General features: G+C 40.9%; 21 protein-coding genes. 1 reads left to right on the top strand and 20 read right to left on the bottom strand.

The features are described from left to right. Nucleotides 1-14 precede the first annotated feature (14 nt). From C509_RS0111940 to C509_RS0111845, 20 genes are all read right to left on the bottom strand, one after another. A complete protein-coding gene (locus tag C509_RS0111940) occupies nt 15-1,268 on the bottom strand; it encodes a tetratricopeptide repeat protein (RefSeq protein ID WP_018707165.1) in 1,254 nt (417 codons plus the stop codon). A 110-nt stretch (nt 1,269-1,378) separates the two neighbouring features. Then, the gene (gene aroB, locus C509_RS0111935; RefSeq protein ID WP_018707164.1) at nt 1,379-2,455 is read right to left on the bottom strand and encodes a 3-dehydroquinate synthase; all 1,077 of its coding nucleotides are present in this window, start codon (nt 2,453-2,455) and stop codon (nt 1,379-1,381) included. A gap of 93 nt (nt 2,456-2,548) precedes the next feature. Next, nucleotides 2,549-2,995: a nucleoside-diphosphate kinase gene (gene ndk, locus C509_RS0111930; protein ID WP_018707163.1), complete on the bottom strand. Its 447-nt coding sequence runs from the start codon at nt 2,993-2,995 to the stop codon at nt 2,549-2,551. Between the two features lie 96 nt (nt 2,996-3,091). After that, nucleotides 3,092-4,054 carry a heptaprenyl diphosphate synthase component II gene (gene hepT / locus C509_RS0111925; RefSeq protein WP_018707162.1) on the bottom strand — a complete coding sequence of 321 codons (963 nt, stop codon included), beginning with the start codon at nt 4,052-4,054 and terminating at the stop codon, nt 3,092-3,094. A gap of 15 nt (nt 4,055-4,069) precedes the next feature. Continuing rightward, the gene (gene menG, locus C509_RS0111920) at nt 4,070-4,780 is read right to left on the bottom strand and encodes a demethylmenaquinone methyltransferase (protein ID WP_018707161.1); all 711 of its coding nucleotides are present in this window, start codon (nt 4,778-4,780) and stop codon (nt 4,070-4,072) included. Nucleotides 4,781-4,803: 23 nt separating this feature from the next. Next, on the bottom strand, nt 4,804-5,658 hold the full coding sequence (locus C509_RS23865) for a heptaprenyl diphosphate synthase component 1 (RefSeq protein WP_018707160.1): 855 nt from the start codon (nt 5,656-5,658) through the stop codon (nt 4,804-4,806). Nucleotides 5,659-5,712: 54 nt separating this feature from the next. Next, nucleotides 5,713-5,946 (bottom strand): trp RNA-binding attenuation protein MtrB, encoded by a 234-nt coding sequence (mtrB, locus tag C509_RS0111910; protein WP_018707159.1) that lies wholly within the window; start codon nt 5,944-5,946, stop codon nt 5,713-5,715. Between the two features lie 16 nt (nt 5,947-5,962). Continuing rightward, nucleotides 5,963-6,529 (bottom strand): GTP cyclohydrolase I FolE, encoded by a 567-nt coding sequence (gene folE, locus C509_RS0111905; protein ID WP_018707158.1) that lies wholly within the window; start codon nt 6,527-6,529, stop codon nt 5,963-5,965. A 118-nt stretch (nt 6,530-6,647) separates the two neighbouring features. Further along, nucleotides 6,648-6,920 carry an HU family DNA-binding protein gene (locus C509_RS0111900; RefSeq protein ID WP_018707157.1) on the bottom strand — a complete coding sequence of 91 codons (273 nt, stop codon included), beginning with the start codon at nt 6,918-6,920 and terminating at the stop codon, nt 6,648-6,650. A 286-nt stretch (nt 6,921-7,206) separates the two neighbouring features. Then, complete coding sequence (gene spoIVA / locus C509_RS0111895) at nt 7,207-8,685, bottom strand: stage IV sporulation protein A (RefSeq protein ID WP_018707156.1); 1,479 nt, start codon at nt 8,683-8,685, stop codon at nt 7,207-7,209. Nucleotides 8,686-8,840: 155 nt separating this feature from the next. Continuing rightward, nucleotides 8,841-9,551, bottom strand: coding sequence for a hypothetical protein (locus tag C509_RS0111890; protein ID WP_018707155.1), 711 nt, complete (start codon nt 9,549-9,551; stop codon nt 8,841-8,843). A 45-nt stretch (nt 9,552-9,596) separates the two neighbouring features. Beyond that, nucleotides 9,597-9,797, bottom strand: coding sequence for a DUF2768 domain-containing protein (locus C509_RS0111885; RefSeq protein WP_018707154.1), 201 nt, complete (start codon nt 9,795-9,797; stop codon nt 9,597-9,599). A gap of 204 nt (nt 9,798-10,001) precedes the next feature. Beyond that, a complete protein-coding gene (locus C509_RS0111880) occupies nt 10,002-11,066 on the bottom strand; it encodes an NAD(P)H-dependent glycerol-3-phosphate dehydrogenase (RefSeq protein ID WP_018707153.1) in 1,065 nt (354 codons plus the stop codon). 11 nt (nt 11,067-11,077) lie between these two features. Further along, nucleotides 11,078-12,388, bottom strand: coding sequence for a ribosome biogenesis GTPase Der (gene der, locus C509_RS0111875; protein ID WP_018707152.1), 1,311 nt, complete (start codon nt 12,386-12,388; stop codon nt 11,078-11,080). A gap of 205 nt (nt 12,389-12,593) precedes the next feature. After that, nucleotides 12,594-13,208 (bottom strand): YphA family membrane protein, encoded by a 615-nt coding sequence (locus C509_RS0111870; RefSeq protein ID WP_018707151.1) that lies wholly within the window; start codon nt 13,206-13,208, stop codon nt 12,594-12,596. Between the two features lie 199 nt (nt 13,209-13,407). Then, nucleotides 13,408-14,544, bottom strand: coding sequence for a 30S ribosomal protein S1 (rpsA, locus tag C509_RS0111865; protein ID WP_018707150.1), 1,137 nt, complete (start codon nt 14,542-14,544; stop codon nt 13,408-13,410). Nucleotides 14,545-14,692: 148 nt separating this feature from the next. Beyond that, complete coding sequence (locus C509_RS0111860; RefSeq protein ID WP_018707149.1) at nt 14,693-15,277, bottom strand: lysophospholipid acyltransferase family protein; 585 nt, start codon at nt 15,275-15,277, stop codon at nt 14,693-14,695. Continuing rightward, nucleotides 15,274-15,954, bottom strand: coding sequence for a (d)CMP kinase (gene cmk, locus C509_RS0111855; protein WP_018707148.1), 681 nt, complete (start codon nt 15,952-15,954; stop codon nt 15,274-15,276). Before cmk ends, C509_RS0111860 begins: the two co-directional genes overlap by 4 nt. A gap of 112 nt (nt 15,955-16,066) precedes the next feature. Further along, nucleotides 16,067-16,240 carry a DUF5359 family protein gene (locus C509_RS26125; RefSeq protein WP_018707147.1) on the bottom strand — a complete coding sequence of 58 codons (174 nt, stop codon included), beginning with the start codon at nt 16,238-16,240 and terminating at the stop codon, nt 16,067-16,069. 55 nt (nt 16,241-16,295) lie between these two features. Next, on the bottom strand, nt 16,296-16,991 hold the full coding sequence (locus C509_RS0111845; protein ID WP_083934585.1) for a flagellar brake protein: 696 nt from the start codon (nt 16,989-16,991) through the stop codon (nt 16,296-16,298). A 146-nt stretch (nt 16,992-17,137) separates the two neighbouring features. Here C509_RS0111845 and C509_RS0111840 point away from each other — a divergent pair, with 146 nt between their 5' ends. Continuing rightward, nucleotides 17,138-18,496, top strand: a complete 1,359-nt coding sequence (locus tag C509_RS0111840; RefSeq protein WP_083934562.1) for an IS1182 family transposase — start codon at nt 17,138-17,140, stop codon at nt 18,494-18,496. Nucleotides 18,497-18,610: the final 114 nt, after the last annotated feature.

The following is an 18,610-nucleotide window of genomic DNA, read 5'->3' as shown; positions in this document are numbered from 1 at the left end:
TTTTTATTCCACGTCTACTCCTCAAGTCGATCAATAATTTCATGCCACTCTTCGTTTAGAGGGTCCAACGAGCTTAAACGTTTGAATACTGCTGCCCCCTCGCGGCTCTTACCTTCTTCCATCAGAAAAAATCCATAATCCTTTAAAAAATCAGGATTGTTTTTAAGTTCATTATATGCAAGCTTGTATTCATTTAATGCCTCTGAATACTGTTCCGTCTGCTGGTAACTATATGCCGCATCCCAGTGAAGCTGGGGATCATCGACATCCCTGAGATTCGATAGGACATCAAGGATGTCATCGTACCTCTCTTGATGCAAAAGAAGTTTGTTAAGCAGGCTGGCTGCTTCCGTTGATTCGGGGTCTACAGCCAACGCCTGGCGAAGGGCGTTTTCTGCTTCCTCTGTCCGGCCAGCTTTCATCAAGAGCCCGGCAATATAAATGTATAAACCAACATTGTATTCGTCAGCAGCCAATCCTTGCTCGGCTGTTTCAATTGCCTTATCCAGATCCCCCAGCTGATCATGGGATTTTGCCAAATATAGATAGAGCGCGTGATATTCATGGTCCATCGCTTTTAATTCTTCGAAGGCATCCTTTGCTTTTTTGTAAAGGCCTGCTTGAAAAGAAGTCAATCCATATCCGAACAACACATTCAGATCTTTATGGTTTTCCAAAGACTTCTCATAATATGGGATGGAGTCATCAAAAGCGCCTCCGGCACTATAGGCTTCAGCCAATCTTGCATATATATCATTGCCGGCTACCGTTTCCTCTCCTGCTTTTAACAATCTTTGATAGGAAGTGACTGCTTCAAGGAACCGGCCAAGCGACATGTATAATTCAGCCAGTGCAAAATCGATCACAGGTTCTTGATTATACAACTCTTTTGCCTTGAGCAGCTTCTGTTCACTCACTTCATAAAGCCCTTGTGATTGATATAAATCTGCTTCCAGAAGTAATGCGGCTGCATAATTCGGGTCGGCCGCATCAACCGATTCCAGATAAGGATAAGCTTCCTCATCTTTCCCCAATTCTATCAGCAGTTCCGCCAGCAGGATCTTTAATTCATTTTCCTCTGGAAACTCATCAAGCAGCCTCTCGTAAAGTTCCTTCGCTTCCTCCAAAAATCCATACTGTGACAGATTCTCTGCCAGATAGAATTTTTCTTCGGGAGATCCAGATTCCTTAACCTTGTTAAAAGCTTTATCAGCCTTTGATAAATCCTGTAATTCAATATATTTGATCACCAATTCGGCATCATTCATTCAAATGGTCCTTTCAGGGAAAGTGAATGTTTAATAATATTTCTACAACATAAGTGAAATATCCTCTTTTTATTATTGAAAATCATGTTAAATAACGAACATTAATTTTTTCAAGATTGTTCAATCATCACTTCATACACTTTTTCAAGCAAATTTTCTTCCACTTCCTTTAAAACAGGTTTCCCCGGAGCTTCCAACAAAATAAATCTCGGACATTTTGCAATTGTCTTTTTATCCCTCTGCATGCCCTCATACACTTTTTCAAAAGTTAAATCTTGCGGGAGTTCAATTTTATAACCGAGCCTTTTCACCCATTCTTCAAACCGGTCTACGGGAAAAGATAGACCAAGCATCTCCTTACTGACATGAAGAGCATAAATGATTCCTATCATGACAGCCTCGCCATGAGTCGTTTTTCCATAACCGAGGTGGGATTCGATAACGTGGCCCAGTGTATGGCCTAGATTTAAAACAGCTCGAAGCCCGCTCTCTTTTTCATCTATTGATACAATGTTTGCCTTTATTTCCATCCCTCTTTGCAAAACATGAATCAACTGCTCGTCTGTCATTTCATGCAAATCTATTATGTTATCCATGAGCATGCTTAAAAGGACAGGATCTGCAATCAATGCATGCTTCACCGCTTCGGTAAATCCAGACCGCACTTCATGGTCCGGAAGGGTCTTGATAAACTCTGTATGATAAATGACGGCCTCGGGCTGGTGAAATGCGCCAATCATATTTTTCCCGAGTGGATGGTTGATGGCAGTCTTTCCTCCGACGGCACTATCGTGAGCCAAAATTGTTGTCGGAACCTGGATAAAAGAAATGCCCCTCATATAAGTAGCTGCAACGAACCCGGCCAGATCTCCCACTGCACCGCCTCCAAAAGCAATGAAGCATGATTTTCGGTCAAGCCCCTGTTCAAGCGCAAAAGTCAAACATGATTCAAAGACGGACATCTGTTTTGCTTCTTCTCCTGATGGGACTGTAAACACCGAATAATCAACAGTGTCCTTCAAAGCAGAACGCAGCGTGTCCAAGTGCAGGCGCCCAACTGTCTCATCTGTAATAATCAAAAGGTTTGTGAATTTGTTTTTTTGGATCACTGTTGCAAGTTCATCCAAAGCATTGGATTTGATAAAAATTGGATAGCTTTTTGATGCTGTTTGAACTGTAATTTCCATTCGGATCACCTCGATCGTTCTCTTTATTTTACGACTTTCCGGCAAAATTTGAAATAAAAAAACACCTGCCACGAAGCAGGCGGTTGTAAAATATTAATAAATCCAGTTATTGATCAGTTTGGAATATTCGACAAGCTCGCTTTCATTGAAAAACAAACCGATTTCCCTTTTCGCGCTTTCAGGCGAGTCGGATCCATGAATGATATTTTTTCCTACAGTTACACCGAAGTCTCCACGAATAGTACCAGGAGCAGCATCTGAAGGATTTGTTGATCCCATCATTTGGCGGGCAGTTGCAATCACATTCTCACCTTGCCATACCATTGCAAAAACTGGTCCTGAAGTGATGAACTCTACTAATTCGCCAAAGAACGGACGCTCCTTATGTTCACCGTAATGCTCCTCTGCCAACTCGTTTGATATATTCATCAATTTTGCCCCGATCAACTGGAAGCCTTTCTTTTCAAATCTTGAAACAATCTCACCAATCAGCTCTCTTTGAACTCCGTCTGGTTTTACCATTAAAAATGTTTTTTCCATGAATGTCACTCCTGCCATAATATCAGTATCTTTTTTCCAAAACTCAAGAAAGATAATATCATTTTTTTATTCTGCTGGCAAATATTGAAAAGATGCTTAATATCTTCTTTTACCTATATAATTTGCTATTTCTTTCAGCGGCCTTTTGGCCTTACTTTCAGGAAGCTCTTCCAAAATGTCAAGAGCTTTGACCAAGTATCTCCTACTTAGTCGATGTGACTGCTCTATGGCCCCTGAATCTTTGATCATCCTGATGATACGGTACATTTCTTCCTTGCTGGTTTCATGGTTGACTTTTTCTATTTCCGCCTTCACATGCGGATCACGCATAGCATATAAAGCTGGAAGAGTTACATTTCCCTGGCGCAAATCTTCACCAGCGGGCTTACCCAACTCATCTTCACTAGAAGTGAAATCCAAAATATCATCTGTTATTTGGTATGACATTCCAATAAAATAACCGAACCTGTACAGTCGGCGATATATAGATGCGTCGGTCTGTCCTGCAATGGCGCCGAGTTCACAGCTGACAGCAATCAGAAGGGCGGTTTTTCTTTTGATTCTTCTTAAATAATCCCTTAACGACTGATCAAACCGGTATTTATCTTTTATCTGCCCGATCTCCCCAATGCAAACTTCAACAATAGTTTTGGATAATTTCTTATGTACCAACGGATTGGGTATGTCCGTCATATATTCCAATGACCTTGCCAAAATGTAATCCCCGGTATACATGGCAACTCGATCATCCCATATATAATTGATCGTAGGCAGTCCTCGTCTCATATCGGCATCATCGATAACATCATCATGAACGAGAGATGCCATATGAATCAATTCAAGAGCAAGTGCTACATTCTTGACTGTCTCAATACGATAATCCCCGAATTTCGCAGACAATAATACAAACACCGGGCGTATCCGTTTGCCGCCTGCTTTAAGCAGCTTGAGTGATGCATTCTGCACCAGTTCAGAATTAGAAGAGACAGCTTCTTCCAACTCGTTTTCAATTAAATCCAGATCAGATTTAAAATTCCTATAAAGCCAAGTCAGTTTCATAAAATTTCCACCCAGTTAATCTAATTTCTGCTTGATGCCGATATGCGCTGCAGCAGCTCCCCCGCTGAAAGGCTTATAAATGACATCGACAAATCCGGCACGCCAGAACATTTGAGCAAGCTCGTCCATACCAGGGAAGTCCCGTGCAGACTCTTGAAGCCATGAATACTCTTCATAGCTTTTGGCAAAGATTTTTCCGAACAGCGGCATAAGAAAACGGAAATATGTATAATAAACTTGCCGGAATACCGGGAGGGTCGGTTGGGACGTTTCCAGGCAAACAGCCATTCCGCCCGGTTTTGTTACACGGAACATTTCTTGCAACACTTGCATGTAATCAGGTACGTTACGAAGTCCGAAGCCTATCGTTACAAAATCAAAACTGTCATCATCAAATGGGAGCTCCATCGCATTACCCTGGATCAGAGTTACTTGTTCCAAGCCCTTTTGTTCCATTTTTTCTTTGGCAACGGCTAGCATGTTCTTACTAAAATCAAGCCCTACAACACGGCCTTCTTTCCCTGCTCTCTCTGCAAGGGCAATTGTCCAGTCACCGGTTCCGCAGCAAACGTCAAGAGCACTGCTTCCTTCTTGGACGTTCATCTTTTCCATTGTAACCTTCCGCCACTTTTTATGCTGTTGAAAACTGATGATTGAGTTCATCTTGTCATAATTTTTGTGTATTTTCTCGAATACATTATGTACTCGTTCTTCTTTAGACTGCATTTTCGAGACCTTCTTCCGACTGATTATGTTGCTAAATGCTTATAATTGATAGTTAATTCCCTTATGCGCCCAGAAAGAATGCCCGGCAGCTCTGGAGCACGTGACAATTCTTCCATCATCGTTTTTTTACTTTGGTCTATGAAGCGCGAACATATCTCTCTTAGGGAATGTTGGTCGCGCTGGGACAGATCAGATAGAGGAATGGACTTTTTTTGAGGCAGACAGAAATGTTTAAGGCCTTCAAAAAGTATTGAGTACCGGCCCTTGCTAAATTTCTGCATCTCCGCAAGCAGATGTTTTAAAAATAAAAGTTCTACAAAAAGTTGTATGTACCGAGTTGATTGGAAATGATGGCAAAATTTATCGATGACAGTAGTTCCAATCCTTTTGAAAGCTTCCATAAACGCATTTATATCAGACACATCCAGCCTATAGACTGAAATTTTATATTCATTAATCAGTTTAATCGCATTGGCAAGGGTCCTGATCAAATCCATATCTTCAATTTCCGCAAGGGTTTGATAATACAAACCGCTGAAATAATCTCCCGCAAGCACAGACAGCTGCCTTTCCGTTAGTGTTTTCTGCTGAAGTGTAACCTTGTCGTGTATATCGAGCGCTATTTGAACAAGGATGGCAGAAGTGATTTGATGCTTGTATCTCTCAACGGGGATCCCTGTATCTTCCATAGCAATTAACAGCATAAGGATACGGTCATCGTCTATTTTCGGTGATTCGATATGATTAAAAAGAAAATGGTTGTACATTTTACTTTCTACCATTTTTCTTATCGAATCCGTCTTTTGTTCATACAAACATAGAGCCATTTCCGTAATCCCCATTTCTTTGCATTTTAATTCCCACATCAATTTGTTCATTATATCATAAGTAAAGCGCAAGCGCTCTTTTGTATTTATGCAATGAATTCAATATCAATTGCTTTTTTCACTGTCCACTTCGCCAAATGCTGTAAAAATTTTTGCGTTTCCCCTGACTTTTATGGCTGAAGTATGCTCCGTGAACTGGGCAATGAGCACTTCCCCTTGATCAAGTTTCTCTGCATGATGGAAGCGAGTGTCAGTTCCCCTTGTCAATCCCATCACGTTTACCCCGTTCTCGATTGCTTTGATTACAACATACTCATTTTGATTGTTCGGCTTTTTCATTCCTTCACCTCAAAAATTATTGCTTAATCAATGACAGAACTTCATTGCGGGATTGGTTGTCCTTCAAGAAGATCCCCCTCACAGCCGATGTAACTGTTTTGGAACCAGGCTTTTTCACACCGCGCATTGTCATACACATATGTTCTGCTTCTATGATGACCATAACACCATGAGGCTCCAACTTTTTCATAATGGCATCCGCTACTGTCGAGGTGATGCGTTCCTGCAGCTGTGGACGGCGCGCCACCGCTTCAACGGCACGTGCCAGTTTGCTTAATCCAGTTACCCGACCGTTCCTTGGTATATAGGCTACGTGTGCCTTGCCAAAAAAGGGAACAAGATGATGTTCACATAATGAGTAAAATGGTATATCTTTTACAAGTACTAGTTCCTCATGATCCTCTCCGAAAATTGTCTCAAAATATTGTTCCGGATCAATGTTGATTCCTGCAAAAACTTCCTCGTACATTTTAGCTACCCGCTTCGGAGTATCAAGCAATCCTTCTCTGTTGGGATCTTCTCCAATGGCTTCCAATATCATTCGAACCGCTTCTTCAATTTGCTTACGATCAAATTTACCCATGTATAAGCCTCCCGCTAAAATAAAACACTAATAGAGCAATATTAACATATATGATGGGTAAATAAAAAGGAATCGCCATTAGGCAATTCCTTTTTAGACACTCAAACAATGTATGTAATTATTTCACAGCGTCTTTAAGAGCTTTACCTGGCTTGAATGCAGGCACTTTGCTTGCTGCGATATCAATTTCTTCACCTGTTTGAGGGTTGCGGCCTTTACGGGCAGCACGCTCACGTACTTCGAAGTTGCCAAAACCGATCAAGGAAACTTTGTCGCCATTTGACAGTGTATCCTGAATAGATTGGAATACAGCTTCTACAGCTTTTGTTGCATCTTTTTTAGAAAGCTCTGCTGCTTCAGCTACTGAATTGATCAAGTCTGTTTTGTTCATTCTGTTCACCTCCTCCAAAAGGATAAACTACTTTTACCACTTCTATTACATGTGTAATCAAATTTTCAGATTTCTAAACATTATCCATGCCAGAAATCGTAAGAAATGCTTTTGAATCAATGCTCAAGGAGCATTTCTGCTTAAAAGATTATCATAATCAAATAATGATAGCAAGAATAAACAGCGGAATAATTAAAAAGACACCGAATTACTTTCATTTCGGCGTCTTTTTCCATATTTACAAGCATTTTTTCTGAATTTTTCTGATCATTTTCATAGAATATCTTTACAAAATAATGGCGATTAAACCGCCGGACCCTTCGTTGATGATTCTTTCCAATGTTTCCTTTAGTTTATAGCGTGCATTCTCAGGCATCATGGCAAGTTTTGCCTGAATGCCTTCTCGTACAAGTGAACTTAGGCTTCTACCAAATATATCAGAATTCCAAATAGAAAGGGGATCGTCCTCAAAATCCTGCATTAAATAGCGGACAAGCTCTTCACTTTGTTTTTCAGTCCCTATTATGGGAGCAAATTCGGATTCGACATCGACCTTAATCATATGAATAGAAGGAGCGACCGCTTTCAACCGAACTCCAAATCGTGCCCCCTGCCTAATAATTTCCGGTTCATCAAGACTCATATCCTCCAGGGAAGGAGCGGCAATCCCATAACCTGTCTGCTTTACCATGACTAGAGCATCGGATATTTGATCATATTCCCTTTTGGCATCGGCAAATTCCTGCATCATCTCCAGCAAGTGATCTTTACCTCTCACTTCTGTCCCGACAATTTCTGTCAACACCTGATCATAGAGCTCATCTGGTGCAAATAAATCTATTTCAGCAATCCCCTGGCCCATATCAACTCCTGCCAACCCGGCACTTTCAATATACTCAAAATCATTGAAGCTCTGGACAACGCGGTCGACATCTCTGAGTCTTTTTATATCCTTGACAGTTTCTTTTACCGCCTCCTGATAATCAGTCCTGAGCCAATGATTTTCCTTTAGTACCATTACCCAGCTTGGCAGGTTCACATTAACTTCAAGCACAGGAAATTCATAGAGCGCTTCTCTTAGTACGTTCAGCACGTCTTGTTCCCTCATATTTTCCACCGACATGCTTAAAACGGGAATATCGTATTTCTCTGCAAGTTGAACTCGTAGAGTTTCAGTTTCTGGATGATGCGGCCTTGAAGAATTCAAGACCATAATATATGGTTTCCCGACTTCATCAAGTTCAGCAATCACCCTCTCTTCTGCCTCTACATAGTCATTTCTTGGTATTTCCCCAATTGTACCATCGGTTGTAATCACAATTCCCAGAACTGAATGCTCCTGAATTACTTTTCGCGTACCAATTTCGGCTGCTTCATGGAAGGAGATTGGCTCTTCGTACCATGGTGTATGAATCATCCGCGGTCCATTTTCATCTTCATATCCTTTAGCACCGGGTACAGTATATCCGACACAGTCAACCAACCGGACATTCACTTCTAATCCGTTATCCACTTGGACGGCAACTGCTTGATTCGGAACAAATTTAGGTTCAGTCGTCATGATTGTTTTTCCGGCTGCGCTTTGAGGCAGTTCATCCTGTGCCCTGGCCCTGTCTGCTTCGCTTTTTATATTAGGCAAAACGGCGAGCTCCATAAATTTTTTAATGAACGTGGATTTACCTGTTCGGACGGCCCCAACGACCCCCAGATAAATATCCCCGCCCGTTCTTTCTGCGATATCTTTAAAAATATCCACCTTTTCCAAGAGATTCCCTCCTAACTTTAAGTTCAAGGGACAACATAATCCCATGCCCGTATATTACAAAGTCAATATATTTGTATGATGTTGTCCTAATCAAATATAACTTCAATAATAAAAATCCTTCTTCCACAGTATATTTTGCAGAAGAAGGATTATGACTATTTCCCCATATAAACAGGTTCATTGTTTTCATCGACTGTATAGGGCATCGAAAACGCAGGCACAATAGGGGAATCTTCATAGAGTGCCTTTCTTATATCATCCCCGGGTGAAAACTTTTTATTTTTTTCATCTTTCAGAGCTTGATAGAGATCAGTAATATAATCAACATATATTTCACCTTTACCGTTAATCACAAAAGGCAAATTATTGTTTGTATATGGTGAAATATAATACTGTTCCTCTTTATAACCCAATTTTTTTTGATCAAGCGAATACACATTATCCGCAATTTCTTCTTTAAATGGCGGGTAGCCCTGTGCCTTGATCCGTATATAAAATTCATTGATTTTTTCCGCCAGCCTTAAATCAAAAACTTTCACCGTCGGGTTAGTTTCCACATCAATTAAGACATATTGAAATACTCCGCCGCTTTCATAAGCGTTGCCCGGAGGCGCCTCCAAATATTGCGGAGTCAGTTTATTAAAATCGATCGGGTATTTTTGATATATAGGCGTGTCCGCTTCTTTTGTTTTTATCGGCAGTAATCCTCCACTGTCCTCCTGGAATTTTTCTACGGATTTTTGAACACTTGAGATTTGTTCTTCATATGGTATGTTATTTTCAACTTTCCGATCCTGCGGATAAAAACATCCGCTTAATAGCAATGCAGTTAATATAAAATATAATCCTGCCATCCATCTTTTCATTGAGTGATCCACTCCTTATCTGTCTATTATGGCGGCAGCTTCAATTCAATTCGTCGGTCCTGTCAAAACAACAAAGAGCATGAGTAGCCCGCCAATTATCATAAATGCCCAGGCAGCCAGGGCCGTTGTCACCTTAAAAAAACCGTTTTTCAACTTGAAACGGCTTATGTAGATAGTCAACATTGCAAGAGCCAACAGTCCCATTGCCACTATGGAAATCCACATTTTTTGCATTGATACAGACATTTTTTCCCCTCCATTACCGAGTAAACAATCGAAATTATTATAGCACATTCACGCTGATAGCTATCCTCCATAAAAAAATGAAGCAATATTTTTGCTTCAAAAAAGAAATGAAGACAATGAATACCCTGTCCCCCGGTTATGCGAATGTTCTCTCTAACAGCATATGGAATTTTATAAATAACGCATCATCGTATGCCTAGTTGATTATTTTTGTTCCATTTGTTCACTCAATATATCCACCAAATCTTCCATTTCGTTCTTCTTTAAACGCTGCATCAATTGATCAACTGCTTCTTTCGGATTTATACTATTGAACAATACATGATACAGCGCCTCTGTAATGGGCATGTTTATTTCAAATTTTTGAGCAAGCTGATGGGCAGCTTTCGTTGTGCGGACTCCCTCAACAACCATCCCCATACTTTCTAAGACTTCATCAAGTTTATGCCCTTTTCCAAGCATATTGCCGGCTTTCCAATTTCGGGAATGTACGCTTGTACATGTAACAATTAAATCCCCGATTCCCGCCAAGCCAGAAAATGTTAACGGGTTCGCTCCCATTTTCGTACCGAGACGTGAAATTTCAGCCAATCCTCTTGTGATCAGAGCAGCTTTAGCGTTATCCCCATAACCGAGACCGTCAGATATGCCCGCCGCAAGAGCAATGATATTTTTCAACGCTCCCCCTATTTCCACGCCAAGCAAGTCGGGGTTTGTGTATACGCGAAAGTGCTGATTCATGAACAAATCCTGAACTTTTTCCGCAGCAGCCATGTCTTTTGAAGAAACCGTAACGGTTGTCGGATGACGCAGACTAACTTCTTCGGCATGGCTTGGGCCTGATAAGACGACAACAGCTTTTAACAGATCTGCCGGAACCTCTTCTTCAATCATTTCTGATATTCTTTTAAGTGAATCAGGTTCAATGCCTTTGCTGACATGAACAAACGTCATTGGTTCGTTGATCAACTTGATGATATTCCTCATCGTTTCTCTGATTGCCTTGGTCGGGACTGCAATGATTGCAGTATCAGTACCTTCGAGGGCCTCTTCCAAAGCGTTAAAGCCTCTAATATTGTCCGAGAGGGAAATTCCAGGCAAGTATTTATGGTTGGTCCTGCGATTATTTATTTCAGCCTGTTGTTCTTTGGAACGCATCCACAAATTGACTTGATGACCATTATCGGCGAGCACCAGTGCCAATGCCGTCCCCCAGCTCCCAGCACCAATTAAGGCAATTTTCTTTTTATATTCTGCCAAATCTTTCACCCGTTTCCTGATTATTTTCTCTTCCGTGCAATAATCTTCAAAGGAGTGCCTTCAAAAGTGAAAGCTTGCCTGATAGTATTTTGAAGAAATCTCTCATATGAAAAATGCATGAGTTCTGGATCATTTACAAAAACAACAAAAGTAGGAGGCTTCACTGCAACCTGGGTTGCATAATAGACTTTAAGCTTCCGTCCTTTATCAGAAGGCGCAGGATTCATTGATACGGCATCCAAAATCACTTCGTTCAATATACTCGATTGTACTCTCATGGAATGGTTTTCGCTGACCATGTGGATAGCCGGTAACAACGTTCCAAGACGCTGGCGTGTTTTTGCCGACAAAAAGACGATTGGCGCATAATCAAGGAATTGGAACTGATCTCTGATCTCCTGTTCAAACTTCCTCATCGTTTTATCATCTTTTTCGACTGCATCCCACTTATTAACGACAATTATAATCGCTCTGCCTGCATCATGTGCATAGCCCGCTATTCTTTTGTCCTGTTCACGTATCCCTTCTTCCCCGTCCAAAACAACAAGCACAACATCGGAACGCTCAATAGCCTTTAAAGCCCTTAATACGCTGTACTTTTCCGTCTTTTCGTAAACCTTCCCTTTTTTTCTCATGCCCGCGGTATCGATAATGACATAATCCTGTCCGTCATATCTGTAAACCGAATCAATGGCATCGCGGGTTGTTCCCGCAACCGGGCTGACAATCACCCTTTCTTCTCCAAGAAGAGCATTCACCAAGGATGATTTCCCAACATTCGGCCTGCCGATCAGGGAAAATTTCACAACATCCTCTTCATACGGTTCTCCCTTACTTTCAGGAAATTTATGAACTACCTCATCCAGCATGTCACCAAGCCCCAAACCGTGGGAGCCTGATATAGGATATGGTTCTCCAAAACCCAATGAGTAGAATTCATAAATATCAGCTCTCATTTCTGGATTGTCTACCTTGTTCACCGCCAACACGACCGGTTTTTTTGAGCGGAACAGGATCTTTGCCACTTCTTCATCGGCAGAAGTGACTCCTTCACGACCATTAACAATGAAGATGATAACATCCGCCTCTTCGATTGCAATCTCAGCCTGTTGTCGGATCTCATCCAGAAAAGGGGCATCACTGATATCAATTCCGCCCGTATCTATGACATGAAACCGGTTTGTCAACCACTCTCCAGTCCCATATATACGATCCCTCGTTACTCCGGGTTCATCTTCTACTATAGAAACTCTTTCGCCGACTACCCTGTTGAAAATAGTTGATTTTCCAACGTTTGGTCTGCCGACAATAGCCACTGTCGGTAATGCCATTTTCATCACTCGCTTCAAACATTTTAATCATCTATACATTCATGCCGGTATTAAGCCAGGCATATATCCCTCTATAATTCTTTTTAATCGTATCACAGTGTAATACCATGCGCCAATAACAAAAGGTATGAAACTTGATCGTAGAAAAGGACGTTTCTTCGTTTATTTAAAAAGCTTAAGCTAAATAAGCAATTATCATGCACTGTTAATGAACCATTTGCTTTTTCCCCTTGAATTTTCCCTCAATACTCCGTTTGACTGCAAGTAGAATCTTTCCCGCCGTATGGACTGTAAAAAAAGCAGAAACTGTTAAGGCAAATACATCTAAGTAATCATTTGAACCTATCGTATAGGGGATCTTCCACTTAGATAAAAAAATTGATAAGAACACTTCTCCCTGCAACGATCCAATAACAATAGCGGCACACCTATATTGAATGGAGGCAGGATACAATATCCATCCAATACAGAATAGTCCTATGGACAGCAAGAATTTCCGGTCAACCAGCACCCATACCGGGTCATAGAGTTCCAGGAGATAAAATCCAACATATCCAAACATTATGATCATAACAGAAAAAAACAAATAAATCTTTTTTAACCATGTTCCCTGATATACGAGCAAATAAGCCGAACACATAAGAATAAAAGAAGACGCGCCGATTTGAAAAAAAGATATTGTTAGTGTTTTGGGGTGAAGGATGATCAGCATCAATGACACCATTGCAGCAGGAAGGCGTAAAGGTTCCTTTTTATCTAAAATAAATGTAGCTGTGATCCATACTCCCCAAGCCATAAATAAAAATAAAATACCCGGCATAAAAATCACCTCCATTTTTTCCATTATGGGAAATAAAATGAAAGTTTAATCATATGAATGCCGGAGAGTCAAGCTGCAATAGTACAGTTCCTAGATTCATTTCGGCCTGCGAACAAAATCCGCTTTCGAATCTGAACATTTACTTAAAATGTTTATATCAAGAAAAAGACCTTCCGTCAAAAACGGAAGGTCGGATTTTTTACTCTTTATTAAAGTCTTTCAACTTATCGCCAATCATATCACTAAGCTGGAATCCTTTTGTTTCTTCCGGAGCTTCGTATTCCTGCTGTGAATGATCCTCTTCCAGTTCTTTCATACTTAGGGACATACGCTGCTCCTGCTCGTTCGTATCAAGCACCTTTACCTTCACAGTCTGCCCCTCTTGGAGAACCTCATGAGGCGTTCCAATATGTCTATGGGAAATTTGTGAGATATGAACAAGCCCTTCTACTCCAGGAAAGACCTCCACAAATGCACCGAATGATACAAGCCTCTTCACAGTCCCTTCCAGAATCGCTCCTCTGGGGGCTTTTTCTGCAATGTCAGTCCATGGGCCAGGAAGAGTCTCTTTGATGGAGAGGGAAATTCTTTCATTGTCCTGGTCTACAGAAAGGACTTTAACCTCTACCTCATCACCTTCGCTTACAACATCCGAAGGTTTTTCAACATGATGATGGGCAAGCTGGGAAATATGCACCAATCCATCGACTCCGCCGATATCAACAAACGCACCGAAATCCGTAATTCTTTGAACGGTCCCTTTCATTGTTTGTCCGACTTCCAATTTTTCAAGAAGATCCTTTTTCTCTTTCTCTTTCTCTTCTTCAATAACCGCACGGTGGGAAAGGATTAGCCGATTTTTGTCCTTTTCAAGTTCCACAATTTTAAAGGAGAGCGTCTTTCCTTGGTAGCCGCTGAAATCCTCGACATAATAGTCTTCCACCAAAGAGGCAGGAACGAATCCGCGAACCCCTAAATCAACAACAAGGCCGCCTTTGACCACCTCGTTCACTTCTGCTTCGAACACTTCATTATTTTCGAAGCGCTTTTCCAATGTTTCCCATGCATTTTCAGCATCTACTTTACGTTTGGAAAGGACAAGGAGATCTTCCTCCACCTTTGTAACAATCAAATCAAGTTCGTCTCCTTCGGACACTACATCAGATGCTTTTTCCACATGGAGACTGGAAAGTTCGCTTATTGGAATTATTCCATTCAGCTTGCTGTTTTCAATATCCACAAGCACTTGCTTTTCTTCGATTTTAGTAACAGTTCCTTTTACTTTTTCACCTTCAGTAAATGTTTCCACTTCAATATTGTTCATATCCTCTGACACTGTTTACTCCTCCTATCCAGCTAATGAAATCGTGCAAGAATCCATTCCTCTCAAATTCATTTGGAAAGAAATGAAAAAGCCTCACATTTTATAAATTCATCTTGTTATTAACTTCTTACAAATAAGGTTCTTTGTCAAGCAATACACGTCAGTCCTGATGAGTGTCGGCTAATTTTTTTATTTCATCCATTATCATTTGGGTGGCATCCTCTACAGAGATTTTTTCTTCTTTTATCTCTGTAAAATTAATCGGTTTGCCATAAACGACTCTCAACCTTCTGAATGGCTTATAAGGACCTATGATTGCGCACGGTACGATTTTAGCATCGGACCGTAAGGCAAAAAATCCTGCACCAGCAAGTCCTTTTCCGATTTTCCCGGTCTTGCTGCGTGTACCTTCAGGAAACAGGCCTAGGACTTCCCCCTCTTTCAACAAAGACAATCCTTTCCTTAAGGCCCCTCTATCACTCATGCCTCTTTTAACCGGAAAAGCCTTGACGTTAGGCAGGATCGTTTTAAGGACTGGCACCCTGAATAACTCTTCTTTTGCCATAAAAGAAACCGGACGTGGACAAGTGATGCCAACAACAGGGGGATCCAAATTAGAAATGTGGTTCGTACACAAAAGGACTCCACCAGATTCCGGAAAGTTTTCTAGCCCTATCACTTCAATTCTGTAGAGTGGTCTTATGATGGTTTTAACCACTGATCTAGCAAAATGATAAAATGTCACAGCTTTTCGATCCTTTCTTCCGCCAAGGCAATGATACGTGCTGCCACTTCGTCGATAGAGAGTGATGAAGTATCTATTTCAATAGCATCATCTGCTTTTTTTAGTGGAGATACTTCCCTTTCTGAATCACTTTTATCACGAAGGATAATTTCTTCCTTCAATTGAGCGAGATCAGAAGGATAGCCTTTTTCCAAATTTTCCTTGTGACGGCGCTCAGCACGTATATCAACACTTGCCAAAAGAAAAACTTTCAACTCGGAATCCGGCAATACTTTCGTGCCTATATCCCTGCCATCCATTACCACTCCGCCTTTTTTACCCAGTTGTTGCTGCCGGTAAACCATTTTTTCACGAATTGATCCATGAGCAGCTATAACGGAAACACTGTTCGTCACATTCGATTCACGAATTTCTTTAGTGACATCTTTCCCGTCAAGGAAGACCGACTGGCTGCCGCTTTCCTGCATCAACTCTATATTAGTGTCTTTTAGAAGTAGGAACAGATTCGCTTCATCATGGATATCCGTCCCTTCCATCAATGCCTTTAAGGTGAATGCCCTGTACATGGCTCCTGTGTCAATATATATGTATGAGAGTTTTTCTGCGACAATTTTCGCCACAGTGCTTTTGCCGGCCGCTGCCGGTCCATCAATGGCTATACTAATTTTCTTTGTCAAACTTTTCACCTGCTTGTCTGTTTATATACCACCACTTATTCTACCATAATTGGAAACAGACTATGGCATTGATTTTCTTATTCAAATAAAAATGAATACAGGAGAATTGCCTTCATTGATGGTCAAAAACATCCAGCTTTTTTTCTTCGATGTCTGCACCTACCCCTTCATACAAGTAAATTTTATTCAAACTTTTCACAATGGGGGTCTGCTTAAAAAAACCTTGAACAATAATGAGGATAACAAGGTGGAAAACGATCAGTTTATAAAGGATTCTTTCAAGCATAGTTCATTCCTCGTTTTTTTCTTAGTATGTAAAAAAACGGGAATTTTATTCCTGTTTAGTTACGCAAGCCTTTCTTTCGGTCGGACAGCTGTTTTTCAAAACAAAAACGGGTAAGCAGCTGCTGGTCTGCATGGGATGGCTCTATATATTTGAGAGAAATAAGGTCAATTTTGTTTTTCTGGAATATTCTAATTACTTTACATAAAAGAGTTAATTGAAATTGTTCCCCAGATTCCATCTGAAGTGAGAGTCCAATAGTCCCGGATTCACCAGGCTCTATTTCGGTATCAGGCGGCAAAGTGACTGCACACCCTCCAGCACTGATATCGCTTGTTACTGAGGTGAATTTTTGGGATGATTCTGGAAAATCGAGGGTGGCACGGACCGCCGCATACACTCTGACATATTCACGGCGCTGCACTCTACTGAAAAATTTTTCCTCAGGCAAAAATAATTCAAGTAATGGAACAGTGTTTTTTTGCAGACCCATGACTTCCGATTCAAACGAATATACATCTGAGTTTTCACAAGTGAAATTTACCATGACCTTTGACCCAACAGGCAAAAACACCGGTTTGTTATCCGCAATACTTAGAGGATAGTAGATGAACAGCTTCTGCTCATGCAAATCGGCCACTTTACTCTTGAATTTTTTTGCAATCCCGCTTTTATCCGCTTCAATAGTCAAATCCATTCCAATTGACAACATTTCCATACACTTCCTGTTCATTCCGATAATTCCATTATACATGATTTGTGAGCGTTTTCCACTAAAAAAAGCAGCCTTGTCAGGCTGCTCAGGCTGTCGAGAAACCCTCGACAGCTTTTTCGATATTTTGAATTATATAAATATTGTCATGTTAATTTGTTATAATGTAGATAACAAAAATGGCGGTGATGAAATTGCTTCATACAAGATCGAGTATTCAAAATGAGATGGAATTTGTTTGTCTTGAAGACTTAGTTCCCGAAGACCATCTGCTGAGAAAAATTGATAAGCATATTGATTTCTCTTTTATTCTTGAGAAGGTTAGACCTTACTACTGTGAAGATAACGGCCGTCCCTCGTTAGATCCATTGATCCTGTTTAAAATGATGTTCATCGGCTATTTTTTTGGTATTCGTTCGGAACGCCAGCTGGAAAGGGAAATTCAAACGAATGTTGCTTACCGTTGGTTTTTGGGATTGAGGTTATCCGACCCTGTTCCTCATCACTCTACTATCAGTTGGAACCGGTGTAATCGTTTCAAAGATACAGACATCTTCCAAGAGGTCTTTGATGAAATCGTTCTTCAAGCGATCAACCACCGTATGGTTGGCGGGAGAGCGCTATTTACTGATTCTACCCACTTAAAGGCCAGTGCGAACAAACATAAATATACAAAAGAAGTCGTTAAAGTGGAGACACGTGATTACATAGAAGATTTAAATCAAGCTATAGAAGAAGATCGGAAAAAGCATGGAAAAAAGCCTTTAAAGGCTCGAAGGGAAGTGAAGGAAACAAAAGAGATCCGAAAAAGTAATACAGACCCTGACAGTGGATTCATGTCCCGGGACAATAAACAAGAGATGTTCTGCTATTTGGACCACCGTACGACAGACATGAAATTTAATATTATCACGGATGCCTTTGTCACTCCTGGAAATGTTCATGACTCTGTTCCCTATCTTGAACGTTTGGACCGCCAAATAAAAAGGTTTGGATTTGAAGTGGAAGCCGTAGCACTAGACTCTGGATACCTGACAAACCCTATTTGTAAAGGCTTGTTTGACCGGAGTATTTTCGGGGTCATTGCCCATCGCAGGTATCATCCAACACAAGGGTTATTTCCAAAATGGAAGTTTAAGTATGACGCAGAACATAATGTCTATATCTGCCCCAATGGAGAAACATTAAGCTATTCCACCACAAGCCGTGATGGCTACAGGGAATATAAATCGAATCGGAAAAAGTGTGCGGCCTGTCCTCTCTTGGAAAAATGTACCCGGTCTAAAAATCATCAAAAGGTGGTCACCCGCCATGTTTGGGAGGAACATAAAGATCAAATCCGTCTGAACCGCTTATCATCGGAAGGAAAATTACTATACAAATTTAGAAAAGAGAAAGTTGAACGAAGCTTCGCAGATTCAAAAGAACTGCATGGGCTTCGTTATTGCCGGTTGAGGGGAATACAAAAGGCAGCCGAGCAGGTGCTACTCACGACGGCCTGCCAGAACATGAAGAAGATTGCCTTACACCTGGACAGACAGGACTAGGTGTAAGGGAGTCTTTTTCCCATTTATTTAGGATGAAAAAATAATTGAATATCTCGAAAATACAAGAACAAAAAAAGCTTGTAGAGAAAAAACACCCACTTTCTCTACAAGCTG

This window comes from Siminovitchia fordii DSM 16014 = CIP 108821 (genome assembly GCF_000374565.1).
In the GTDB taxonomy this organism is placed as follows: Bacteria; Bacillota; Bacilli; order Bacillales; family Bacillaceae_C; genus Siminovitchia; species Siminovitchia fordii.
This window is presented reverse-complemented; position numbering and strand designations above follow the sequence as displayed.

Excerpts from the sequence above, each read along its gene's own strand:
- C509_RS0111940 (WP_018707165.1), bottom strand. The coding sequence starts at position 1,268 with ATGAATGATGCCGAATTGGTGATCAAATATATTGAATTACAGGATTTA.
- aroB (WP_018707164.1), bottom strand. The coding sequence starts at position 2,455 with ATGGAAATTACAGTTCAAACAGCATCAAAAAGCTATCCAATTTTTATC.
- ndk (WP_018707163.1), bottom strand. The coding sequence starts at position 2,995 with ATGGAAAAAACATTTTTAATGGTAAAACCAGACGGAGTTCAAAGAGAG.
- hepT (WP_018707162.1), bottom strand. The coding sequence starts at position 4,054 with ATGAAACTGACTTGGCTTTATAGGAATTTTAAATCTGATCTGGATTTA.
- menG (WP_018707161.1), bottom strand. The coding sequence starts at position 4,780 with ATGCAGTCTAAAGAAGAACGAGTACATAATGTATTCGAGAAAATACAC.
- C509_RS23865 (WP_018707160.1), bottom strand. The coding sequence starts at position 5,658 with ATGAACAAATTGATGTGGGAATTAAAATGCAAAGAAATGGGGATTACG.
- mtrB (WP_018707159.1), bottom strand. The coding sequence starts at position 5,946 with ATGAAAAAGCCGAACAATCAAAATGAGTATGTTGTAATCAAAGCAATC.
- folE (WP_018707158.1), bottom strand. The coding sequence starts at position 6,529 with ATGGGTAAATTTGATCGTAAGCAAATTGAAGAAGCGGTTCGAATGATA.
- C509_RS0111900 (WP_018707157.1), bottom strand. The coding sequence starts at position 6,920 with ATGAACAAAACAGACTTGATCAATTCAGTAGCTGAAGCAGCAGAGCTT.
- C509_RS0111890 (WP_018707155.1), bottom strand. The coding sequence starts at position 9,551 with ATGAAAAGATGGATGGCAGGATTATATTTTATATTAACTGCATTGCTA.
- C509_RS0111885 (WP_018707154.1), bottom strand. The coding sequence starts at position 9,797 with ATGTCTGTATCAATGCAAAAAATGTGGATTTCCATAGTGGCAATGGGA.
- der (WP_018707152.1), bottom strand. The coding sequence starts at position 12,388 with ATGGCATTACCGACAGTGGCTATTGTCGGCAGACCAAACGTTGGAAAA.
- C509_RS0111870 (WP_018707151.1), bottom strand. The coding sequence starts at position 13,208 with ATGCCGGGTATTTTATTTTTATTTATGGCTTGGGGAGTATGGATCACA.
- C509_RS26125 (WP_018707147.1), bottom strand. The coding sequence starts at position 16,240 with ATGCTTGAAAGAATCCTTTATAAACTGATCGTTTTCCACCTTGTTATC.
- C509_RS0111845 (WP_083934585.1), bottom strand. The coding sequence starts at position 16,991 with ATGTATAATGGAATTATCGGAATGAACAGGAAGTGTATGGAAATGTTG.
- C509_RS0111840 (WP_083934562.1), top strand. The coding sequence starts at position 17,138 with ATGAAATTGCTTCATACAAGATCGAGTATTCAAAATGAGATGGAATTT.